General features: G+C 32.4%; 20 protein-coding genes. 18 read left to right on the plus strand and 2 right to left on the minus strand.

Features of this window, described 5'->3' with window-relative positions; all coding sequences use genetic code 11:
• Positions 1–861 carry a polyprenyl-phosphate transporter PopT gene (popT, locus tag AC2D8K_RS03070; protein WP_075778054.1) on the minus strand — a complete coding sequence of 287 codons (861 nt, stop codon included), beginning with the start codon at positions 859–861 and terminating at the stop codon, positions 1–3.
• A 321-nt stretch (positions 862–1,182) separates the two neighbouring features.
• On the opposite strand from popT, the gene sufC reads away from it, so the two are divergent.
• From sufC to AC2D8K_RS03130, 12 genes are all read left to right on the plus strand, one after another.
• Positions 1,183–1,944 (plus strand): Fe-S cluster assembly ATPase SufC, encoded by a 762-nt coding sequence (gene sufC, locus AC2D8K_RS03075; protein ID WP_002450848.1) that lies wholly within the window; start codon positions 1,183–1,185, stop codon positions 1,942–1,944.
• Between the two features lie 105 nt (positions 1,945–2,049).
• Positions 2,050–3,357: a Fe-S cluster assembly protein SufD gene (sufD, locus tag AC2D8K_RS03080; RefSeq protein ID WP_002450847.1), complete on the plus strand. Its 1,308-nt coding sequence runs from the start codon at positions 2,050–2,052 to the stop codon at positions 3,355–3,357.
• A gap of 36 nt (positions 3,358–3,393) precedes the next feature.
• Entirely contained in the window at positions 3,394–4,644 is a 1,251-nt protein-coding gene (locus AC2D8K_RS03085; RefSeq protein ID WP_172852382.1) for a cysteine desulfurase, read from the plus strand.
• Positions 4,634–5,095 (plus strand): Fe-S cluster assembly sulfur transfer protein SufU, encoded by a 462-nt coding sequence (sufU, locus tag AC2D8K_RS03090; protein ID WP_002450845.1) that lies wholly within the window; start codon positions 4,634–4,636, stop codon positions 5,093–5,095. Before AC2D8K_RS03085 ends, sufU begins: the two co-directional genes overlap by 11 nt.
• Positions 5,096–5,268: 173 nt before the next feature.
• The gene (gene sufB / locus AC2D8K_RS03095) at positions 5,269–6,666 is read left to right on the plus strand and encodes a Fe-S cluster assembly protein SufB (RefSeq protein ID WP_002450844.1); all 1,398 of its coding nucleotides are present in this window, start codon (positions 5,269–5,271) and stop codon (positions 6,664–6,666) included.
• Between the two features lie 223 nt (positions 6,667–6,889).
• Positions 6,890–7,918 carry a hemolysin family protein gene (locus AC2D8K_RS03100; RefSeq protein WP_002450843.1) on the plus strand — a complete coding sequence of 343 codons (1,029 nt, stop codon included), beginning with the start codon at positions 6,890–6,892 and terminating at the stop codon, positions 7,916–7,918.
• 14 nt (positions 7,919–7,932) lie between these two features.
• Positions 7,933–9,003, plus strand: coding sequence for an NAD(P)H-dependent flavin oxidoreductase (locus tag AC2D8K_RS03105; protein ID WP_207024174.1), 1,071 nt, complete (start codon positions 7,933–7,935; stop codon positions 9,001–9,003).
• A gap of 158 nt (positions 9,004–9,161) precedes the next feature.
• Entirely contained in the window at positions 9,162–10,010 is an 849-nt protein-coding gene (locus AC2D8K_RS03110; protein ID WP_002450841.1) for a DUF72 domain-containing protein, read from the plus strand.
• 13 nt (positions 10,011–10,023) lie between these two features.
• Complete coding sequence (locus AC2D8K_RS03115; RefSeq protein WP_002450840.1) at positions 10,024–10,851, plus strand: sulfite exporter TauE/SafE family protein; 828 nt, start codon at positions 10,024–10,026, stop codon at positions 10,849–10,851.
• 91 nt (positions 10,852–10,942) lie between these two features.
• Positions 10,943–12,262 carry a bifunctional metallophosphatase/5'-nucleotidase gene (locus AC2D8K_RS03120; protein WP_002450839.1) on the plus strand — a complete coding sequence of 440 codons (1,320 nt, stop codon included), beginning with the start codon at positions 10,943–10,945 and terminating at the stop codon, positions 12,260–12,262.
• Between the two features lie 84 nt (positions 12,263–12,346).
• Positions 12,347–13,264 (plus strand): lipoyl synthase, encoded by a 918-nt coding sequence (lipA, locus tag AC2D8K_RS03125; RefSeq protein ID WP_002450838.1) that lies wholly within the window; start codon positions 12,347–12,349, stop codon positions 13,262–13,264.
• Between the two features lie 190 nt (positions 13,265–13,454).
• Positions 13,455–13,829, plus strand: coding sequence for a YutD family protein (locus AC2D8K_RS03130; RefSeq protein ID WP_002450837.1), 375 nt, complete (start codon positions 13,455–13,457; stop codon positions 13,827–13,829).
• 74 nt (positions 13,830–13,903) lie between these two features.
• On the opposite strand, the gene AC2D8K_RS03135 is transcribed toward AC2D8K_RS03130, so the two are convergent.
• Positions 13,904–14,170, minus strand: a complete 267-nt coding sequence (locus AC2D8K_RS03135) for a DUF3055 domain-containing protein (protein ID WP_002450836.1) — start codon at positions 14,168–14,170, stop codon at positions 13,904–13,906.
• A gap of 105 nt (positions 14,171–14,275) precedes the next feature.
• Between AC2D8K_RS03135 and hepT the strand changes: the two genes are divergently transcribed.
• The 6 genes from hepT to dltB all read left to right on the plus strand — a co-directional run bounded on the left by hepT (position 14,276) and on the right by dltB (position 19,671).
• The gene (gene hepT, locus AC2D8K_RS03140; protein WP_002450835.1) at positions 14,276–14,707 is read left to right on the plus strand and encodes a type VII toxin-antitoxin system HepT family RNase toxin; all 432 of its coding nucleotides are present in this window, start codon (positions 14,276–14,278) and stop codon (positions 14,705–14,707) included.
• 2 nt (positions 14,708–14,709) lie between these two features.
• The gene (locus tag AC2D8K_RS03145) at positions 14,710–15,489 is read left to right on the plus strand and encodes a TIGR01457 family HAD-type hydrolase (RefSeq protein ID WP_002450834.1); all 780 of its coding nucleotides are present in this window, start codon (positions 14,710–14,712) and stop codon (positions 15,487–15,489) included.
• A gap of 28 nt (positions 15,490–15,517) precedes the next feature.
• Positions 15,518–16,480, plus strand: coding sequence for a 2-hydroxyacid dehydrogenase (locus AC2D8K_RS03150; protein ID WP_484697996.1), 963 nt, complete (start codon positions 15,518–15,520; stop codon positions 16,478–16,480).
• A gap of 355 nt (positions 16,481–16,835) precedes the next feature.
• A complete protein-coding gene (locus AC2D8K_RS03155) occupies positions 16,836–16,988 on the plus strand; it encodes a teichoic acid D-Ala incorporation-associated protein DltX (RefSeq protein WP_002466673.1) in 153 nt (50 codons plus the stop codon).
• A gap of 14 nt (positions 16,989–17,002) precedes the next feature.
• Positions 17,003–18,460 (plus strand): D-alanine--poly(phosphoribitol) ligase subunit DltA, encoded by a 1,458-nt coding sequence (dltA, locus tag AC2D8K_RS03160; protein WP_002450832.1) that lies wholly within the window; start codon positions 17,003–17,005, stop codon positions 18,458–18,460.
• Positions 18,457–19,671 carry a D-alanyl-lipoteichoic acid biosynthesis protein DltB gene (gene dltB, locus AC2D8K_RS03165; RefSeq protein WP_002450831.1) on the plus strand — a complete coding sequence of 405 codons (1,215 nt, stop codon included), beginning with the start codon at positions 18,457–18,459 and terminating at the stop codon, positions 19,669–19,671. The genes dltA and dltB overlap by 4 nt, the downstream gene beginning before the upstream one ends.
• Positions 19,672–19,684: the final 13 nt, after the last annotated feature.

A 19,684-nucleotide genomic window follows, 5' to 3' on the forward strand; every position in this document is an offset into this window, starting at 1 on the left:
TTATATTTGTTCTTCATTTTTAGCAGTTATTTGTCCTAAGACATAGCTAACGATAAAGCCAATAATTAAAGTGACAATTGAAATGATCCATGTCAAAGCGGAATGAGGTAAACCTGGATAAACGGCAAATATAGATCCAATAACGAAGCCTATAATTAATGCAAATGTCATGGTTGTATGATGATGTAACAAGTATTGGATTAATTTACTTGAAACTAAGAATCCAGTTAGGATACCTAAACCTACAATTAAAAGTATGGGTAAAGCGTTGAAATTAAATTTAACTAATTCAGATATAGCAAACATTACAGTACCATAAGCACCAAATATAAGTAACATAAATGAACCAGAGATTCCTGGTAAGAGCATTGCACTAGAAGCGCATATACCTGCAATATAATATTTAATAATAAGACTAGTAGATAAAGATAATGTTTCTCCTGTGTGCTTGTCTCCACCATTAAGTAAAGTCATAATCACTAATATTGCGATGCCAACCAAAACTACAATGTAATGCTTTGCTTTGAAAGTAGATTTAAAACGTGACACTTTAAGAAGGTAAGGAATGATACCGATGATTAAACCAGTAAAAAAGAACATCGTTGGAATTTCATGTGTACTAAGTAAATAGTTAAATAGATTACTTAATATACCGATTGCTAAAAGCATTCCTATTATAATAGGTAATAAAAATTTCAAACTAGGCCAAAATCTTCTAGAAAATAAGCCGCTGATGGAACTAATAAAACCATCATAAATGCCAAGTAAAAGTGCTATAGTACCACCACTAACACCAGGTACTAAATCACTCGTACCCATACCAAAACCTTTTAATACATTAATCCATTTAAAGTTTTTCATTAATGTCTCCTTTCTTAACCCTAAAAGGTTAAAGTGTATAATAACATAATTCATTGGTTTGGGTTAAATAAAACAACTATTTGTCTAAAAAGTGTCTATTGAGAAAGATGCATATTTCGTTATCATTTGAAATAACTAAAAACAATAGATGAAAATCGTTTTTTGAAAAGAATAACTCTAATTTACGGTTTTAAAAAGTTTATATTCTCCTGTAAGTACGTTATAATGAACAGGATTGAAAATTCCAAAGGCTTTTTGACTACAGATTAAAATTATTATAAACTAGTTAAGAAAACTTTATATTTTATGGAGGGAATATAAATGTCATCAACATTAGAAATTAAAGACCTACACGTGTCTATTGACGATAAAGAAATTTTAAAAGGTGTTAATTTAACAATTAATACTGGGGAAATTCATGCCATTATGGGACCAAATGGTACTGGTAAATCAACGTTATCATCTGCAATTATGGGTCATCCAAGCTATGAGGTAACACAAGGTGAAGTGTTACTTGATGGTGTTAACATTTTAGAATTAGAAGTTGATGAAAGAGCTAAAGCAGGATTATTCTTAGCAATGCAATATCCTTCTGAAATTACAGGTGTTACTAACGCTGATTTCATGCGTTCAGCAATCAATGCTAAACGTGAAGAAGGACAAGAAATCAACTTAATGCAATTTATTAAAAAATTGGATAAAGAAATGGATTTCTTAGATATTGACCAAGATATGGCACAACGTTATCTAAATGAAGGTTTCTCAGGCGGAGAGAAAAAACGTAATGAAATCCTACAATTGATGATGTTAGAACCTAAATTTGCAATTTTAGATGAAATTGACTCAGGTTTAGATATCGATGCGTTAAAAGTAGTATCTAAAGGTATTAATCAAATGCGTGGAGAAGATTTCGGTGCATTAATGATTACTCACTATCAACGTTTATTAAATTATATTACACCAGACAAAGTACATGTTATGTATGGAGGTAAAGTAGTTAAATCTGGTGGACCAGAGTTAGCGAAACGCCTTGAAGAAGAAGGTTACGAATGGGTTAAAGAAGAATTTGGTGCAGCTGAATAATCGATATTGATACATCGATTGTAAGCTCGTTGAGATGTTCGTATAAATGATGAAACTGAACATTGACTTATTAATACTATTTCATCAAGTGGGAGGATAAGAGTTATGACAACTGAAACTTTGAACATTTCTGAAGAACAACTTGTTGATTATTCAAAAGCGCACAATGAACCTTCTTGGATGACAGAATTACGTAAAAAAGCGTTGAAATTAACAGAAACTTTAGAAATGCCAAAACCTGATAAAACAAAATTAAGAAAATGGGACTTTGATAGTTTTAAACAACATCACACTGAAGGTAGTGTATATCAAAGTTTAGAAGAATTACCTGAATCAGTTAAGAAGATTATCGATGTTGAAAATACTGAAAACTTAGTTATTCAACATAATAATGATTTAGCGTATACACAAGTTTCTGAACAAGCTAAAAATGATGGTGTCATTATTGAAGGTTTATCAGAAGCACTTGTTAATCATAGTGATTTAGTTCAAAAATATTATATGACAGATGCTGTAAATGTTGATGAACATCGTTTAACGGCTTTACACACTGCTTTAGTGAATGGTGGCGTATTCGTATACGTACCTAAGAATGTAGTCGTTGAGCATCCGGTACAATATGTTGTGTTACATGATGATGAAAATACAAGTTTTTATAATCATGTCATCATAGTTACTGAGCAAAGTGCAGAAGTAACTTATGTCGAAAACTATTTATCAAATGCAAGCGGTGAAGGAAATCAAATTAATATCGTTTCTGAAGTTATCGCAGGTGCAAATTCTAATATCACATATGGTTCAGTAGACTATTTAGATAAAGGATTTACTGGACATATTATTAGAAGAGGTACTACTGAAGCGGATGCATCAATTAATTGGGCTTTAGGATTAATGAATGAAGGAAGCCAAATTATTGATAATACAACTAACTTAATGGGTGATCGTTCAACAAGTGAACTTAAATCAGTTGTAGTCGGTACTGGCGATCAAAAAATCAATTTAACTTCTAAAATTGTTCAATATGGTAAAGAGACAGATGGCTATATCTTAAAACATGGTGTAATGAAAGAAAATGCATCTTCTGTATTTAACGGTATTGGCTACATCAAACATGGTGGTACTAAATCAATTGCTAACCAAGAATCACGTGTATTAATGCTTTCTGAAAATGCACGAGGAGATGCTAACCCAATTTTATTAATTGATGAAGATGATGTAGAAGCAGGACACGCAGCATCTGTAGGTCGTGTAGATCCAGAACAACTATACTACTTAATGAGCCGTGGTATTTCTAGAAGAGAAGCTGAACGCTTAGTTATCCATGGATTCTTAGACCCAGTTGTTAGAGAATTGCCAATTGAAGACGTAAAACGTCAATTAAGAGAAGTTATTGAGCTTAAAGTATCTAAGTAAACATACAAATAAGAGATTTTTAATTAAAGAAAGGTCGTGAATAAAGTGGCCGAACAATCATTTGACGTTAATGAAGTTATTAAAGATTTTCCAATTTTAGAGCAACAAGTTAATGGCAAACGTTTAGCTTATCTTGATTCAACTGCGACAAGCCAAACACCAGTTCAAGTATTAAATGTATTAGATGATTATTATAAGCGCTATAACTCTAATGTACACAGAGGTGTTCATACATTAGGTTCGTTAGCTACAGATGGATATGAAAGTGCTCGTGAAACAGTAAGACGTTTCATTAATGCAAAATATTTTGAGGAAATCATCTTTACACGAGGTACAACAGCGTCTATTAACATTGTTGCGCATAGCTATGGTGATGCTCATGTTGAAGAAGGCGATGAAATTGTAGTTACTGAAATGGAGCATCACGCTAATATCGTGCCATGGCAACAACTTGCCAAACGTAAAAAGGCATCATTAAAGTTCATCCCAATGACTGATCAAGGTGAACTCAATATCGATGACATTAAAGCAACAATTAATGATAAAACTAAGATTGTTGCTATCGCGCATGTTTCTAATGTATTAGGGACAATTAATGATGTAAAAACGATAGCAGAAATTGCACACCAACATGGTGCTATCATTAGTGTTGATGGTGCACAAGCAGCGCCACATATGACATTAGATATGCAAGATATTGATGCAGACTTTTATAGTTTTAGTGGTCATAAAATGTTAGGACCTACAGGTATCGGTGTGTTATATGGTAAGCGCGATCTACTTAAAGACATGGAACCTGTTGAATTTGGTGGCGATATGATTGATTTTGTAAGTAAGTATGATGCTACGTGGGCAGACTTACCAACTAAATTCGAAGCAGGAACACCTTTAATTGCACAAGCAATTGGTTTAGCCGAAGCCATACGTTACATTGAAAAATTAGGATTCGAAGCTATCCATCAACATGAAAAAGAATTAACAGAGTATGCATACGAACAACTATCAGAAATTGAAGGTTTAGACATTTATGGCCCGCCTAAAGATAGACGTGCAGGTGTCATTACATTTAATTTAGCTGATATTCATCCGCATGATGTTGCAACTGCTGTTGATACAGAAGGTGTTGCGGTAAGAGCAGGACACCATTGTGCGCAACCATTAATGAAATGGTTAGGCGTTTCTTCAACTGCCAGAACAAGCTTTTATGTATACAATAATAAGCAAGACATCGACCAATTTGTATATGCATTGAAACAAACGAAGGAGTTTTTCTCTTATGAATTTTAATAATTTAGATCAACTTTATCGATCTGTAATTATGGATCATTATAAAAATCCTAGAAACAAGGGCGTATTAGACAATGGCTCGATGACTGTTGATATGAATAATCCAACATGTGGTGACCGTATTCGACTTACCTTTGATATAGAAGATGGCGTTATTAATGATGCTAAATTTGAAGGTGAAGGTTGTTCAATCTCTATGTCTAGTGCTTCAATGATGACTGAAGCGGTAAAAGGTCATACATTAGCTGAAGCAATGCAAATGAGTCAAGAATTCACGAAAATGATGCTAGGTGAAGACTACGAAATTACTGAAGAAATGGGAGACATTGAAGCATTACAAGGTGTTTCTCAATTCCCTGCACGTATTAAGTGTGCCACTTTAGCTTGGAAAGCGCTCGAAAAAGGGACAGTTGAAAAAGAAGGTAAATCAGAAGGAACTACAGAAGAATAAAACTGGAGATGTTTCTATCTGACATAACGGGTAAACTTAAACTAGATAATGAATATTATCATTCATGTTGGCTTTTTACTTTCCTTAATCGTTGTTATAATATGATAACAATTTAATATTTGTAATTAAAAATCTCGCACATGACGTTTAAATATATATAAGGAGTGATTGAAATGGCTAAAAAAGCACCTGATGTTGGGGATTACAAATATGGTTTCCACGACGAAGATGTTTCCATTTTCAGATCAGAACGAGGTCTAACTGAAAATATAGTTAGAGAAATTTCAAAAATGAAAGATGAACCTGAATGGATGCTCGATTTCCGTTTGAAAGCTTTAAAATTATTCTATAAAATGCCAATGCCTCAATGGGGTGGCGACTTATCAGAATTAGACTTTGATGACATTACTTACTACGTAAAACCATCAGAACATACTGAACGTTCATGGGATGAAGTACCAGAAGAAATCAAACGTACATTTGATAAATTAGGTATTCCTGAAGCTGAACAAAAATATTTAGCAGGTGTATCTGCTCAATATGAATCCGAAGTTGTTTATCACAACATGGAAAAAGAATTAGAAGAAAAAGGTATCATCTTTAAAGATACTGATAGTGCATTACGTGAAAATGAAGATTTATTCCGTGAGTATTTTGCAACAGTTATTCCAGCAGCTGACAACAAATTCGCGGCATTAAATTCAGCTGTTTGGTCAGGTGGATCATTTATTTACGTACCTAAAAACGTTAAATTAGATACACCATTGCAAGCTTATTTCCGTATTAACTCTGAAAACATGGGACAATTTGAACGTACATTAATCATTGCTGATGAAGGTGCTTCTGTAAACTATGTAGAAGGTTGTACTGCACCCGTTTATACAACAAGCTCTCTACACTCAGCAGTAGTTGAAATTATTGTTCATAAAGATGCACACGTACGTTATACTACAATTCAAAACTGGGCAAATAATGTTTATAACTTAGTTACTAAACGTACATTTGTTCATGAGAATGGTAATATGGAATGGGTTGACGGTAACTTAGGTTCTAAATTGACGATGAAATACCCTAACTGTGTATTACTTGGTGAAGGTGCAAAAGGTAGCACATTATCAATTGCATTTGCAGGTAAAGGACAAGTTCAAGACGCAGGTGCAAAAATGATTCATAAAGCACCAAATACGTCTTCTACTATTGTTTCTAAATCAATTTCTAAAAATGGTGGTAAAGTTATCTATCGTGGTATTGTTCATTTTGGACGAAAAGCGAAAGGTGCGCGTTCAAATATTGAATGTGACACATTAATTTTAGATAATGAATCAACTTCAGATACAATTCCTTATAATGAGGTATTTAACGATAATATTTCATTAGAACACGAAGCTAAAGTTTCTAAAGTATCAGAAGAACAATTATTCTATTTAATGAGTCGTGGTATCTCTGAAGAAGAAGCGACTGAAATGATTGTTATGGGCTTCATTGAACCATTTACAAAAGAATTACCAATGGAATATGCGGTAGAAATGAATAGATTAATCAAATTCGAAATGGAAGGATCTATTGGTTAATTGTAACTTATAGATGAACATCGTTTGATATAATTTGAGATATCAATCTCAGTCATTGCTAGCCAATGGATTTTATGATCCGTTGGCTAGTTTTTTTATTTGAGTATTTCAAGTAAAATATTTTATAAGTTCACGCTATGGACTGAATAGTTTATAAAAGCTTATTCAAGGGAATGTTTTAATTATTATTAAAGAAAATTTGTATGAATAAGGAGTATGCCTCATGATTATAGCTATCATATTCTTATTGATCGTATTATTCTATTTATCACTTAGTGAAACAGCGTTAACGGCAGCAAATAAAAGTAAATTTCAGACTGAAGCGAAAAATGGTGATAAAAGGTCACAAAAACTTTCCCAATTATTAGATAAACCAAGTGAGTTTATAACAACTATATTAATCATAAAAAATATAAGTAATATTATATTGCCAGTGCTTGGTACCATTCTTGCTATAAAAATGCAATTTAATGTATTAGCTGTGCTAGTCATCATGATTATATTCATTGTATTAGTATCTGAAGTGATACCCAAAGCAATCGCAGCAGCAAATCCTGATAAAACATCACGTATTGTTTATCCAATCATTCGCACATTAGTTATTATTCTTAAGCCAATTACAAAATTGTTGAATACTATAACAAGTAAAATTAGTAAATCATTATCAAAAGATAGAGCTGATGATAATCAGTATACTAAAGAAGAAATACGTACAATGTTGATTGTGGCAGGACGTGAAGGTGCATTTAATGAGACAGAACAAAATCGATTAAAAGGTGTATTAGATTTCGAAAACCTTAAAATAAAAGATGTAGATACAACTCCGCGTATTAATGTTGTAGCATTTCCAAAAGATATTTCATTTGATGAAGCATATGACACCGTTATGAAAGAACCATATACCCGTTATCCAATTTATGATGAAGATATAGATCATGTCATAGGTGTATTCCATTCTAAATATCTGTTAGCATGGAGTAAGAAAAAATACGAATCAATAACTAATTTCTCATCAGAACCATTATTCGTAAATGAACATAATAGGGCTGAATGGGTACTTAGAAAAATGACGATATCTAGAAAACATTTAGCAATCGTACTAGACGAATTTGGTGGAACAGATGCAATCGTGTCACATGAAGATTTAATTGAAGAGCTGCTAGGAATGGAAATTGAAGATGAATTAGATAAAGAAGAAGAAGAAAAATTAGAAAATCAAACCTATCTCAATAAAACGAAGCGTAACAAATAGAAAAGGTGAGTAATATGTGGAATGACAATAAGTTAACACGTCTATTAGGCATTCAATATCCAATTATTCAAGCAGGTATGGCCGGCAGTACTACTGCATCTTTAGTTGCTACTGTCAGCGAAAAAGGTGGACTTGGTACAATAGGAGCTGGATATTTTAGTATCGATCAGTTGGAAAGTGAAATTAAAGCAGTTAAAGAAAAGACCACCCAACCTTTTGGGGTCAATTTATTTGTACCTCATCAAAATGCTACAGCAAATCCACAACAGGTCGAACATATGAATGCATGGTTAAAACCGTATATGAGAGCTTTTCATTTAGAGGAACCAGTGATTAACATAGATGAAACTCAAAAATTTAAAGAAGCTATAAATATGATTATTAAGTATAATGTACCAATCTGTAGTTTTACATTCGGTATTCCTGATGCATTAACTATTGAAAAGTTAAAAGAACATCAAGTGATATTAATTGGTACAGCAACAACAGTAGAAGAAGCTATAGAAAATGAAAAAGCAGGAATAGATATTGTTGTAGCTCAAGGAAGTGAAGCAGGTGGACATAGAGGGTCATTTTTACAAATTAGTCATAATGTAGAACCAATGGTTGGCACAATGTCTTTAGTACCTCAAGTGGTCGATCATGTATCTATACCTGTTGTCGCAGCTGGTGGTATTATGGATGAAAGAGGTTTACTTGCCAGTCTAATGTTAGGAGCACAAGGTGTGCAAATGGGAACTGCATTCTTAACTTCTCATGAAAGTGGAGCAAACGAGTTACTTAAAGACACTATATTAAAAAGTAAAGAGACTGATACAGTGGTCACTAATGTTTTTAGTGGTAAAAATGCTCGTGGCATTAATAATCAATTCGTTAAAGAAATGAGCGAATATCAAGGAGTTATACCAGATTACCCGATTCAAAACCAGTTAACTACTCAAATTAGAAAGGCTGCAGTACAACAAGGTGATAGTGAACTAACTCATATATGGAGTGGTCAATCACCAAGATTAGCTGAAAAGCAAAATGCAGCAAACTTAATAGAACGTATGGTCAGTCGTATCAGTGATATGTCCAATTTATAATTGTTAAATCAAACGCTCTCTTAAATAATTAAGGGAGCGTTTTTATTATTTGATGCATTATCTGTAGGTTACCTATAGATTAATAAGAATCTGTAAATTTGAAATAGATAAAGTGAATCGTCGTTTTGTTCTGTGGTATCATTAATTTGGTGATATAAATGATAAATATAGGTCTAACTGGTTGGGGAGATCATGATACATTATATGAAGATCTAGCTAGAAAATCAGATAAATTAAAAACATATGCAAGTCATTTTCCTATTGTAGAACTTGATGCATCATACTATGCGATTCAACCAGAACGAAATATCAAGAAGTGGATAAGTGAGACACCAGAAAGGTTTCAATTTGTAGTTAAAATACATCAAGCTTTGACACTACATGCAGATTTTAGAGATTTTTCAGAAACACGCCAAGAACTATTTGATGCATTTAAAGAAATGTTGGCACCATTACAAGAAAGTCATAAACTAGCTATGGTACTGGTACAATTTCCACCATGGTTTGATTGTTCTAGTCAAAATATCAAGTATATTTTATATGTTAAACAACAACTGCAAGACTATCCAATGTGTGTTGAATTCAGACATCAGTCTTGGTTTAATGATCAATTTAAAGAGGAAACATTGTCCTTTTTAACTGAACATCAAATTATTCATGCAGTTGTAGATGAACCACAAGTCAAAGATGCAAGTATCCCACTTGTAAATAGAATAACCAGTGATATCGCTTTTGTTAGATATCATGGACGAAACGTACATGGTTGGACAAAAAAAGATATGACAGATCAAGAATGGCGAGATGTAAGATATTTATACAATTATAACGAAACAGAATTACTGGATTTAGCACAAAAAGTTAAAATTTTAGAACAAAAAGCTAAACAAGTATACGTTGTTTTTAATAATAATTCTGGTGGTCATGCAGCTCAAAATGCTAAAACATATCAAAATATTCTCGGTATTGACTATGAAGGACTAGCACCACAACAACTAAAATTATTCTAAGAGGCGAAAGTAAATGTTATTAACGATTTTATTATTAATTATCATTGGTGGATTGTCAGCGATTATAGGTTCAATAGTAGGTATTGGCGGAGGCATCATTATTGTACCTACATTAGTCTATCTTGGAGTCGATCATAGTATATTACATGGTATTACGACTCAAATCGCAATAGGGACATCGTCTGTCATTCTCATTGTGACTGGGTTGTCATCCTCATTAGGCTATTTAAAGACGAAACAAGTTGATATAAAAAATGGCTCTATTTTCTTATTTGGATTATTACCAGGGTCATTAATTGGGTCTTTTTTAAGTCAATATTTAACATTAAAGTCATTTAATCTCTATTTTGGGATATTTATGATTTTTGTAGCCATATTGTTAATGGTAAGACATAAAATTAAACCATTTAAAATATTTAATAAACCTCAATACGAAAAAACATATATAGATGCAGAAGGTAAGACATATCATTATAGCGTACCACCATTCGTTGCTTTTGTTGCTACTTTATTGATCGGTATTCTTACAGGATTGTTTGGTATTGGTGGAGGTGCATTAATGACGCCGTTAATGTTAATTGTATTTAGATTTCCACCGCATGTAGCAGTTGGAACAAGTATGATGATGATTTTCTTTTCAAGTGTGATGAGTTCAATTGGACATATCATACAAGGTCATGTAGCTTGGGATTATTCAATTGTACTTATTATTTCTAGTTATATAGGCGCTAAAATTGGTGTTAAAGTCAATCATTCGATTAAGTCTGACACAGTCGTCATGTTGTTACGTACTGTAATGTTGCTAATAGGTGCATATTTAATTATTAAATCTATTATTTAAAAGTTAAAAGTACATATAATCTATTCGTTTTAACGATACATGTTACATTATATATGACCTTATAAAGTCATTTTAAAAAGGGGGAAGTATTTTGAAGTTAACTATATACCATACTAATGATATTCATAGTCATCTCAACGAATATGCACGTATTCAATCATATATGACAGAACATCGCTCAAAACTTCAACATCCCTCACTATATTTGGATATAGGTGATCATGTTGATTTATCAGCACCGATTACACAAGCAACCCTAGGAAAGAAAAATATAGAATTATTAAATGAAGCTAAATGTGATATTGCAACAATAGGTAATAACGAAGGTATGACAATTTCGCATGAGGCATTACAAAATTTATATACAAATGCACAATTTGAAGTGATTTGTGCTAACGTATTTGATGAAGAGGGACGTCTGCCTAACCGTATAGCATCATCATATATAAAAGAAATAGATGGTGTACGTATATTATTTGTAGCGGCAACAGCACCATTTACACCATTTTATAGAGCTTTGGATTGGGTTGTTACAAATCCACTCGAATCCATCAAAGATGAAATTAAAGCAAACGATGGACAATATGATGTACTAATTGTAATGAGTCATGTAGGTGTATTTTTTGATGAAAAATTATGCCAAGAAATTCCGGAAATTGATTTAATTCTTGGTAGTCATACACATCACCATTTTGATCATGGCCAAATGAATAATGGAGTCTTAATGGCAGCAGCTGGGAAGTATGGACATTACTTAGGAGAAGTGAACTTAACAATTGAAAATAAAAGCATAACTCGGAAGACTGCGTGCTTACATCCGTTAGAAACGTTACCAGAAGTTCAAACCAACTTTGATGAGGAAGGAAAGGCGATGATGCGTACGCCAGTTGTGAATCACCCGCTTAAGTTAGATAATAAAACAGATGTAATCACAAAAACGTCGTATTTATTAGCAGAAAGTGTCTATGAATTCACAAATGCAGATTGTACAATTATAAATGCAGGTTTAATTGTAAAAGGCATTGAAGCGGATGAAATAACGGAATTTGATATTCATCGCATGTTACCTCATCCCATCAATGTTGTAAGAGTAAAATTGACAGGCGAAGAACTTAAAGAAGTCATTGTTAAAAGTCAAAAGCAAGAGTATATGCACGAACATGCTCAAGGCCTTGGATTCCGTGGAGATATTTTTGGGGGATATATTTTATATCGATTAGGTTTTATTGAATCAGAGGGACGTTATTTTATAGATGGAAAAGAAATACAAAATGATGAACATTATATTTTAGGAACAGTAGATATGTATACATTTGGTAGATATTTCCCATCGTTGAAAGGACTTCCAACAGAATATATAATGCCCGAATTTTTACGAGATATATTTAAACAAAAGTTACTGGAATTTTAAAATAACAATAGATTAGATTTTAATTTACTGTTAATTTCGTTATAATAATAAAGAGAGAGATTAAACAGGAGGGTATGCGTTGTTATGGCTACAAAAAATGAGGAAATACTACGAAAACCAGATTGGTTGAAAATAAAGCTAAACACGAACGAAAACTATACTGGCCTTAAGAAAATGATGCGCGAAAAGAATTTACACACTGTTTGCGAAGAAGCAAAGTGTCCAAATATACATGAGTGTTGGGGAGAAAGACGTACAGCTACATTTATGATTTTAGGAGCTGTATGTACACGTGCTTGTCGTTTCTGTGCCGTTAAAACTGGTTTGCCTAATGAATTAGATTTAAATGAACCAGAACGTGTTGCAGAATCAGTAGAATTAATGAACTTAAAACATGTTGTTATTACTGCAGTAGCTCGTGATGATTTACGTGATGCGGGTTCAAATGTTTATGCTGAAACAGTAAGAAAAGTTAGAGCAAGAAACCCATTCACTACAATCGAGATTTTACCGTCAGACATGGGTGGTGACTACGACGCGTTAGAAACTTTAATGGCATCTAAACCAGATATCTTAAACCACAATATCGAAACAGTTCGTCGTCTAACACCTAGAGTTCGTGCTCGTGCAACATATGATCGTACGTTAGAATTCTTACGTCGTTCTAAAGAATTACAACCAGATATTCCTACAAAATCAAGTTTAATGGTTGGCTTAGGGGAAACAATGGAAGAAATTTATGAAACAATGGATGATTTACGTGCTAATGATGTAGATATTTTAACTATAGGCCAATATTTACAACCATCACGTAAACATTTAAAAGTTGAGAAATATTACACACCATTAGAATTTGGTAAAATGAGAAAAGTAGCAATGGAAAAAGGATTTAAGCATTGTCAAGCAGGACCATTAGTACGTAGTTCTTATCATGCAGACGAACAAGTTAATGAAGCTGCAAAAGAAAGACAACGTCAAGGTGAAGAACAATTAAATAGCTAATCATAGTAATGACATTCATTATATGAAGTTGAATGTTTTGATAGAACCACTTTCTTTATGAGAATAAATGAAGTGGTTCTTGTTTTTTAGATTATTTATGTAGTATACAAAAGTGAGTAAAATTGTATATTAAAGGCTAAAATTGTTAAAATAGAGACATAATCATTCGAAAAGTGGATTAGGTGAAAAAATGATAAAAGTAGAACAACAATATTTTGAATTAATAGAAGATTATAGAGCATGTTTCGATGAAGAAATATTTGCCAACAGATATTCAGATATATTAGATAAATATGATTATGTCGTAGGAGACTTTGGATACGATCAATTACGTTTAAAAGGATTCTATAAAGATACAAACAAAAAAGCTGAAATCAGTAAACGCTTCTCAAGTATTCAGGACTACTTATTAGAATATTGTAATTTTGGGTGTCCTTATTTTGTAGTAAAGCATTTATCTAAAAATGAAGTGAAACAACAAATAGATGATCCAGCAATTATAGATCAAGAAGATAAATTGCATGATGTTAAAATACAACCTACAATCCAAGATACTGAAAAGTAAAACAATAAATTAACAATAATCAAATAAATAATCTCCCTCTGTAAACGCTAGCGTAAACAGAGGGAGATTTACTTTTATTGAATAACCTCATTTAGATATTCAATGATTTCATCGCCTTCTTCAGCTGATACCCCAAGAATATGAGCGATATAACCTTCCTCTTCAATATCATCTGAACCGATGATACCAAATTTATTAGTTTGCATATTTAAGACAAGTGTTTTTCCATAATGACGATCTGTTTGTACTAACATTAAGTCGTATCGACTATGTTCTCCAACAAAGCCAACGAATTGAACTTGGCTTTGTTCTTCATCATCATATAAATACATATCAATCATTTTTTAAGACCCCTTTAATACGAAATTTACTAAAGTTAGTATAACGACAAATGAAGTGTACTGCAAAGTTGTGATATGATTAAGATAATAAGAGGTGACTAAGGAATGTATTTTGTAGATAAAGATAAACTATCAGAAAAACTAAATTACTTACAACAATTAACAAATGATTATGAAACAAATAAAACAAATCAATATGCATTTGAAAGAATTGCGCAAATGTTAATCGAATCTTCAGTCGATATTGGCAATATGATTATTGATGGATTCATTTTAAGAGATCCAGGTAATTATAAAGATGTTATCGATATTTTAGAATTGGAAAACGTCATTTCAAAAGAGACACAAGAGCATATTAATCAAACTGTTGATGTTAGAAAGCAATTTGCACACAACTACATTCAACTAGATACTAAGGAAATTGAACCGTTATTTGACCATGCATTACCATATTATAAACAATTTATTAATGAGGTTGTGCAATTTCTAAATAATGAAAATGTTCCAATTACTGCATTTGGTAAAGGAGAGAATTAAGCGTGAAGCATTACAAGGCATATTTAATTGATTTAGATGGAACGATGTATAAAGGTACGGATGAAATTGATGGTGCAAGTCAATTTATTGATTATTTAAATCAACATCAAATTCCTCATTTATATGTAACAAACAACTCAACAAAAACACCTGAACAGGTCGCAGCAAAACTACATGAAATGAACATTGATGCATCAGCTAATGAAGTGGTTACATCTGCATTAGCAACTGCAGATTATATCTCAGAAAAATCACCAGGTGCTTCTGTTTATATGTTAGGTGGAGAAGGTCTACATACTGCGCTTACTGAAGCTGGACTTGAAGTTAAAGATGATGAAAATGTAGATTATGTGGTCATAGGTTTAGATGAAAATGTAACGTATGAAAAACTTGCGATTGCAACACTAGCAGTCAGAAACGGTGCAACATTTATTTCAACAAATCCAGATGTCTCAATACCAAAAGAGCGTGGTTTTTTACCTGGTAATGGAGCGATAACAAGTGTTGTGACAGTATCTACTGGGGTTCAACCACAATTTATCGGTAAACCGGAAACAATCATTATGGAAAAATCATTAGATATACTACAACTTGATAAACAAGATGTGGCAATGGTTGGAGATTTATATGATACTGATATTATGTCAGGCATTAATGTTGGTATTGATACGATACATGTACAAACAGGTGTAACAACATTTGAAGAAATTCAAACAAAAGATGTACCACCAACGCATTCATTCAAAGATTTAAATGAAGCCATTACCGAATTAGAAAAATAAATTTATGAAGGTGAGAGGAGATTTTAAATTGAATAAAATTATTGTAACACGTCAAATCCCTCAAAAATTCATATCACAATTAGAAGACATCGCAGAGGTAGTCGTTTGGAATGAGTCTTTGATACCCATGCCTAGAGATAAATTTTTAGCGGAAGTACAAGATGCTATAGCATGTTTTATCACATTAAGTGAAACAATAGACGAAACATGTCTTGCAAATGCACCACATCTAAAAGTAATCGCAAACATGGCAGTAGGATATGATAATATTGACGTTAATATAGCTAAACAAAAAAGTATCATAGTTACTAACACACCGGAAGTACTTACCGAGACAACTGCTGAATTAGCTTTTACTTTAATGTTGGCAACTGCACGTCGAATTGTTGAAGCAGAAAAATATGTTCAAGATGGTCAGTGGAAGAGTTGGGGGCCATATTTATTGTCAGGAAAAGATGTCTATGGATCAACAATTGGTATATTCGGAATGGGAGACATTGGAAAAGCATTTGCCAAACGATTAAAAGGGTTCGACACTAACATTCTTTATCATAATCGTTCCAGACATGAAGATGCAGAACGTGATTACAACGCGTCATTTGTATCATTTGAAGAACTATTAGAGAACAGTGATTTTGTTGTTTGTACTGCGCCCTTGACGGACGAAACTAAATACAAATTCAATGCCGAAGCTTTTGCAAAGATGAAAACAGATGCCATTTTTATTAATATCGGTAGAGGTGCAATTGTGAACGAAAATGATTTAGTACATGCATTGAATACTGGACAAATTTTGGCATGTGGACTAGATGTGTTGGAGCAAGAGCCGATTGATGTAGAGCACCCACTACTTAAAATGCCTAATGTAGTGATTGTCCCTCATATAGGAAGTGCCTCAGAATATACGCGAGATCGTATGGTGCAATTGTGTGTTGATAATATTAAAGCAGTTCTTAATAATGAACCAGCCATAACACCTGTATCAAGTTAAATAATATATAAAAGCTTGTTTACTTAGATAGAAAAGTAAACAAGCTTTTTGATTGAATAATGGCTAATCTAACAATTTTGTTATATGATCTGTAATTGTTTAATTCACGCTTAAGATTTAGAATAATAATATTCACTAAATAAATACTCATGCATAAGATAGATATCAAGACATTGGATTAAGCAGATAGTGGTTTTAATGTTTAAAATTTGTTTTGAATTTCAATCGAAGAATGAGTATAATGAATTATAAAAATAAAATATAAATTATTAATTATATATCAGATTTGTTTAAAGGGACTATGAATCATTTATAGCTTTAAATAAAGATATTTAAATTTTAGGAGAGGTGCCAAATGAAGTCCAAAGGTAAGGAACCTACGAATAAGTATTACCTAGCAATGAAGCCGTACCTTTTAACATTGTTATATTTAGCAATATTTATAGCACTATATTTAATTTATGGAAGCGGAGATACACAGAATAACTTCATTTATAATGAATTTTAATGAGGGAGAAAACTATGACAGATATTATTAATATTCTCAGTCAATTGAGTAAACAACAACCAGACGCAATTGCAGTAAGACATACGACTGAAGAAATCACTTATAAAGAACTAGATGAATTTTCTAGTAAGCTTGCACATCAACTTCAAGGTAGTCAACAACCTATGATTTTATTTGGACATATGTCGCCATTTATGATTGTAGGAATGATTGGTGCAATTAAAGCAGGATGTGGATATGTACCTATCGATACGTCAGTGCCAGAAGAACGTGTGAAGATGATTATCGATAAAGTACAACCTGAATATATCTTTAATACTACTGATTACACTTTGGATCAACAAAGCGCTCAGGTTATCACAATTGAAAACGTTGAGAATTCACAAGACCCTGTAATATTTGATAGCCAAATGAAGGCTAATGATGTTGTATATACAATCTTCACATCAGGTTCTACAGGAGAACCCAAAGGTGTACAAATTGAATATGCAAGTTTAGTTGAATTTGCGGAATGGATGGATTCATTGAATCAATCTGGGAATGGTCAAGAGTGGTTAAATCAAGCACCGTTTTCATTTGATTTATCTGTAATGGCTATTTATCCATGTTTAGTTTCAGGAGGTACATTAAACTTAGTTGATAAAGATATGATTAATAAACCTAAATTATTAAATGATATGTTACAAGCGACACCAATTAATATTTGGGTTTCTACACCATCATTTATTGAAATGTGTTTATTATTACCGACTTTAAATGAAGAACAATATGGTAGCTTGAATCACTTCTTCTTCTGCGGAGAAATTTTAGGACATAGAACTGCTAAAGCGTTAGTAGATCGATTCCCTAATGGTACGATTTATAATACGTATGGACCTACAGAAGCGACAGTTGCAGTGACTAGTATACAAATTACATCAGAGGTACTAGAACAATATAATCCACTTCCAGTAGGTGTTTCTAGACCAGGTACTAAATTGACGACAACTGAAGATGGTGAATTAGTTATTCAAGGTCAAAGCGTCAGTGTTGGATATTTGAAAAACGAAGAAAAAACAGCTGCTGTGTTTAATTTTGAAGATAGAGTAAGAACTTATCATACAGGTGATAAAGCTAAAGAAGAAAACGGCTTATGGTTTATACAAGGTCGAATCGACTTCCAAATTAAATTAAATGGTTATCGTATGGAATTAGAAGAAATAGAGTCGCAATTACGTGATTCTGACTTAATACGCGAAGCCATAGTAGTACCAGTATATAAAAATGATAAAGTCATTCATTTGATTGGTGCGGTCGTATCAACAGAAGAAGTTGAAGATGAGAGACAAATGACTAAAGCTATTAAAGACGAACTGAAATCACGCTTACCAGAGTACATGATTCCGAGAAAGTTTGTTTGGATGGAGCAGTTACCATTAACATCTAATGGTAAACTTGATCGTAAAAAGATTGCTGAGGTAGTTAACGGATGATACCTTATGGCACATTTACATTCTTCTTAATATCATTTATTGTACTTATTCCTGTTATAATTCTTGGCTTTTTAGGTAAGCGAAGCTATATATATAACGGTATTAGTACGGCATTTATGATTGTACTTATCTTTTCTTCAGATAAGCATAATTTATTTGGACAAAAGTACTTAAGCGTACAGTTAATAAGTTTTATCATATATATCATTTGGCAAGTTGCCTTAATCATGTTTTATTATAAATCTAGACAGAAAAATAACACATTTGCCAAATTTGTAACTATCATGATTCTGTCTATATTACCTTTAGCATTAGTTAAAGTGTTACAAAGTACTTGGCTAGGTGGCCACCAAATTCATTTCCATGAAAGCAAATTAATTGAATTTGTAGGATTCCTTGGAATATCTTATGTGACCTTCAAAAGTGTTCAATTGATTATGGAAATACGTGATGGGTCTATTAAAGAAATTAAAGTAGGGAAATTAATCCAATTTATATCATTCTTCCCAACTATTTCTTCTGGACCAATTGACAGATATAAACGATTTGTTAAAGATGATAAAAAGGTTCCAACTGGTGGAGAATACAGAGAATTAGTGTTAAAAGCGATCCACATGATTATGATAGGCTTTTTATATAAATATATTATTGCCTATTTCATTCAAGTATATGCGATAAATCCATTACAAATGAATTTACATGGATTCACACATATGTGGTTATATATGTATGCATATAGTTTTTATCTATTCTTTGACTTTGCAGGTTATAGTTTATTTGCTATAGCGCTTAGTTATTTATACGGAATTAAAACACCACCTAACTTTAATAAACCATTCCAATCTAAAAATATTAAAGATTTCTGGAATAGATGGCATATGACATTATCATTCTGGTTTAGAGATTGTATTTATATGAGATCTTTATTCTATATGTCTCGTAAAAAGATGTTTAAGAGCCAATTAGCAATGTCAAATATTGCATTCTTCCTTAACTTCTTTATTATGGGGATTTGGCACGGTTTAGAAGTTTACTATATTGTATACGGTTTATACCATGCAGCATTATTTATAGGTTATGGTTATTATGAAAAATGGAGAAAAAAACATCCACCACGTTGGCAAAATAAATGGACTACAGCATTAAGTGTAGTGATTACTTTCCATTTTGTTGCGTTTGGCTTTTTAATTTTCTCAGGTAAATTTATTTAATAAAGGAGTAATT

It is taken from the genome of Staphylococcus sp. 510 (assembly GCF_057219715.1).

Coding starts and splice junctions, on each gene's coding strand:
- popT (WP_075778054.1), bottom strand. CDS start 861: ATGAAAAACTTTAAATGGATTAATGTATTAAAAGGTTTTGGTATGGGT.
- sufC (WP_002450848.1), top strand. CDS start 1,183: ATGTCATCAACATTAGAAATTAAAGACCTACACGTGTCTATTGACGAT.
- sufD (WP_002450847.1), top strand. CDS start 2,050: ATGACAACTGAAACTTTGAACATTTCTGAAGAACAACTTGTTGATTAT.
- sufU (WP_002450845.1), top strand. CDS start 4,634: ATGAATTTTAATAATTTAGATCAACTTTATCGATCTGTAATTATGGAT.
- sufB (WP_002450844.1), top strand. CDS start 5,269: ATGGCTAAAAAAGCACCTGATGTTGGGGATTACAAATATGGTTTCCAC.
- AC2D8K_RS03100 (WP_002450843.1), top strand. CDS start 6,890: ATGATTATAGCTATCATATTCTTATTGATCGTATTATTCTATTTATCA.
- AC2D8K_RS03105 (WP_207024174.1), top strand. CDS start 7,933: ATGTGGAATGACAATAAGTTAACACGTCTATTAGGCATTCAATATCCA.
- AC2D8K_RS03110 (WP_002450841.1), top strand. CDS start 9,162: ATGATAAATATAGGTCTAACTGGTTGGGGAGATCATGATACATTATAT.
- AC2D8K_RS03115 (WP_002450840.1), top strand. CDS start 10,024: ATGTTATTAACGATTTTATTATTAATTATCATTGGTGGATTGTCAGCG.
- lipA (WP_002450838.1), top strand. CDS start 12,347: ATGGCTACAAAAAATGAGGAAATACTACGAAAACCAGATTGGTTGAAA.
- AC2D8K_RS03130 (WP_002450837.1), top strand. CDS start 13,455: ATGATAAAAGTAGAACAACAATATTTTGAATTAATAGAAGATTATAGA.
- AC2D8K_RS03135 (WP_002450836.1), bottom strand. CDS start 14,170: ATGATTGATATGTATTTATATGATGATGAAGAACAAAGCCAAGTTCAA.
- hepT (WP_002450835.1), top strand. CDS start 14,276: ATGTATTTTGTAGATAAAGATAAACTATCAGAAAAACTAAATTACTTA.
- AC2D8K_RS03155 (WP_002466673.1), top strand. CDS start 16,836: ATGAAGTCCAAAGGTAAGGAACCTACGAATAAGTATTACCTAGCAATG.
- dltA (WP_002450832.1), top strand. CDS start 17,003: ATGACAGATATTATTAATATTCTCAGTCAATTGAGTAAACAACAACCA.
- dltB (WP_002450831.1), top strand. CDS start 18,457: ATGATACCTTATGGCACATTTACATTCTTCTTAATATCATTTATTGTA.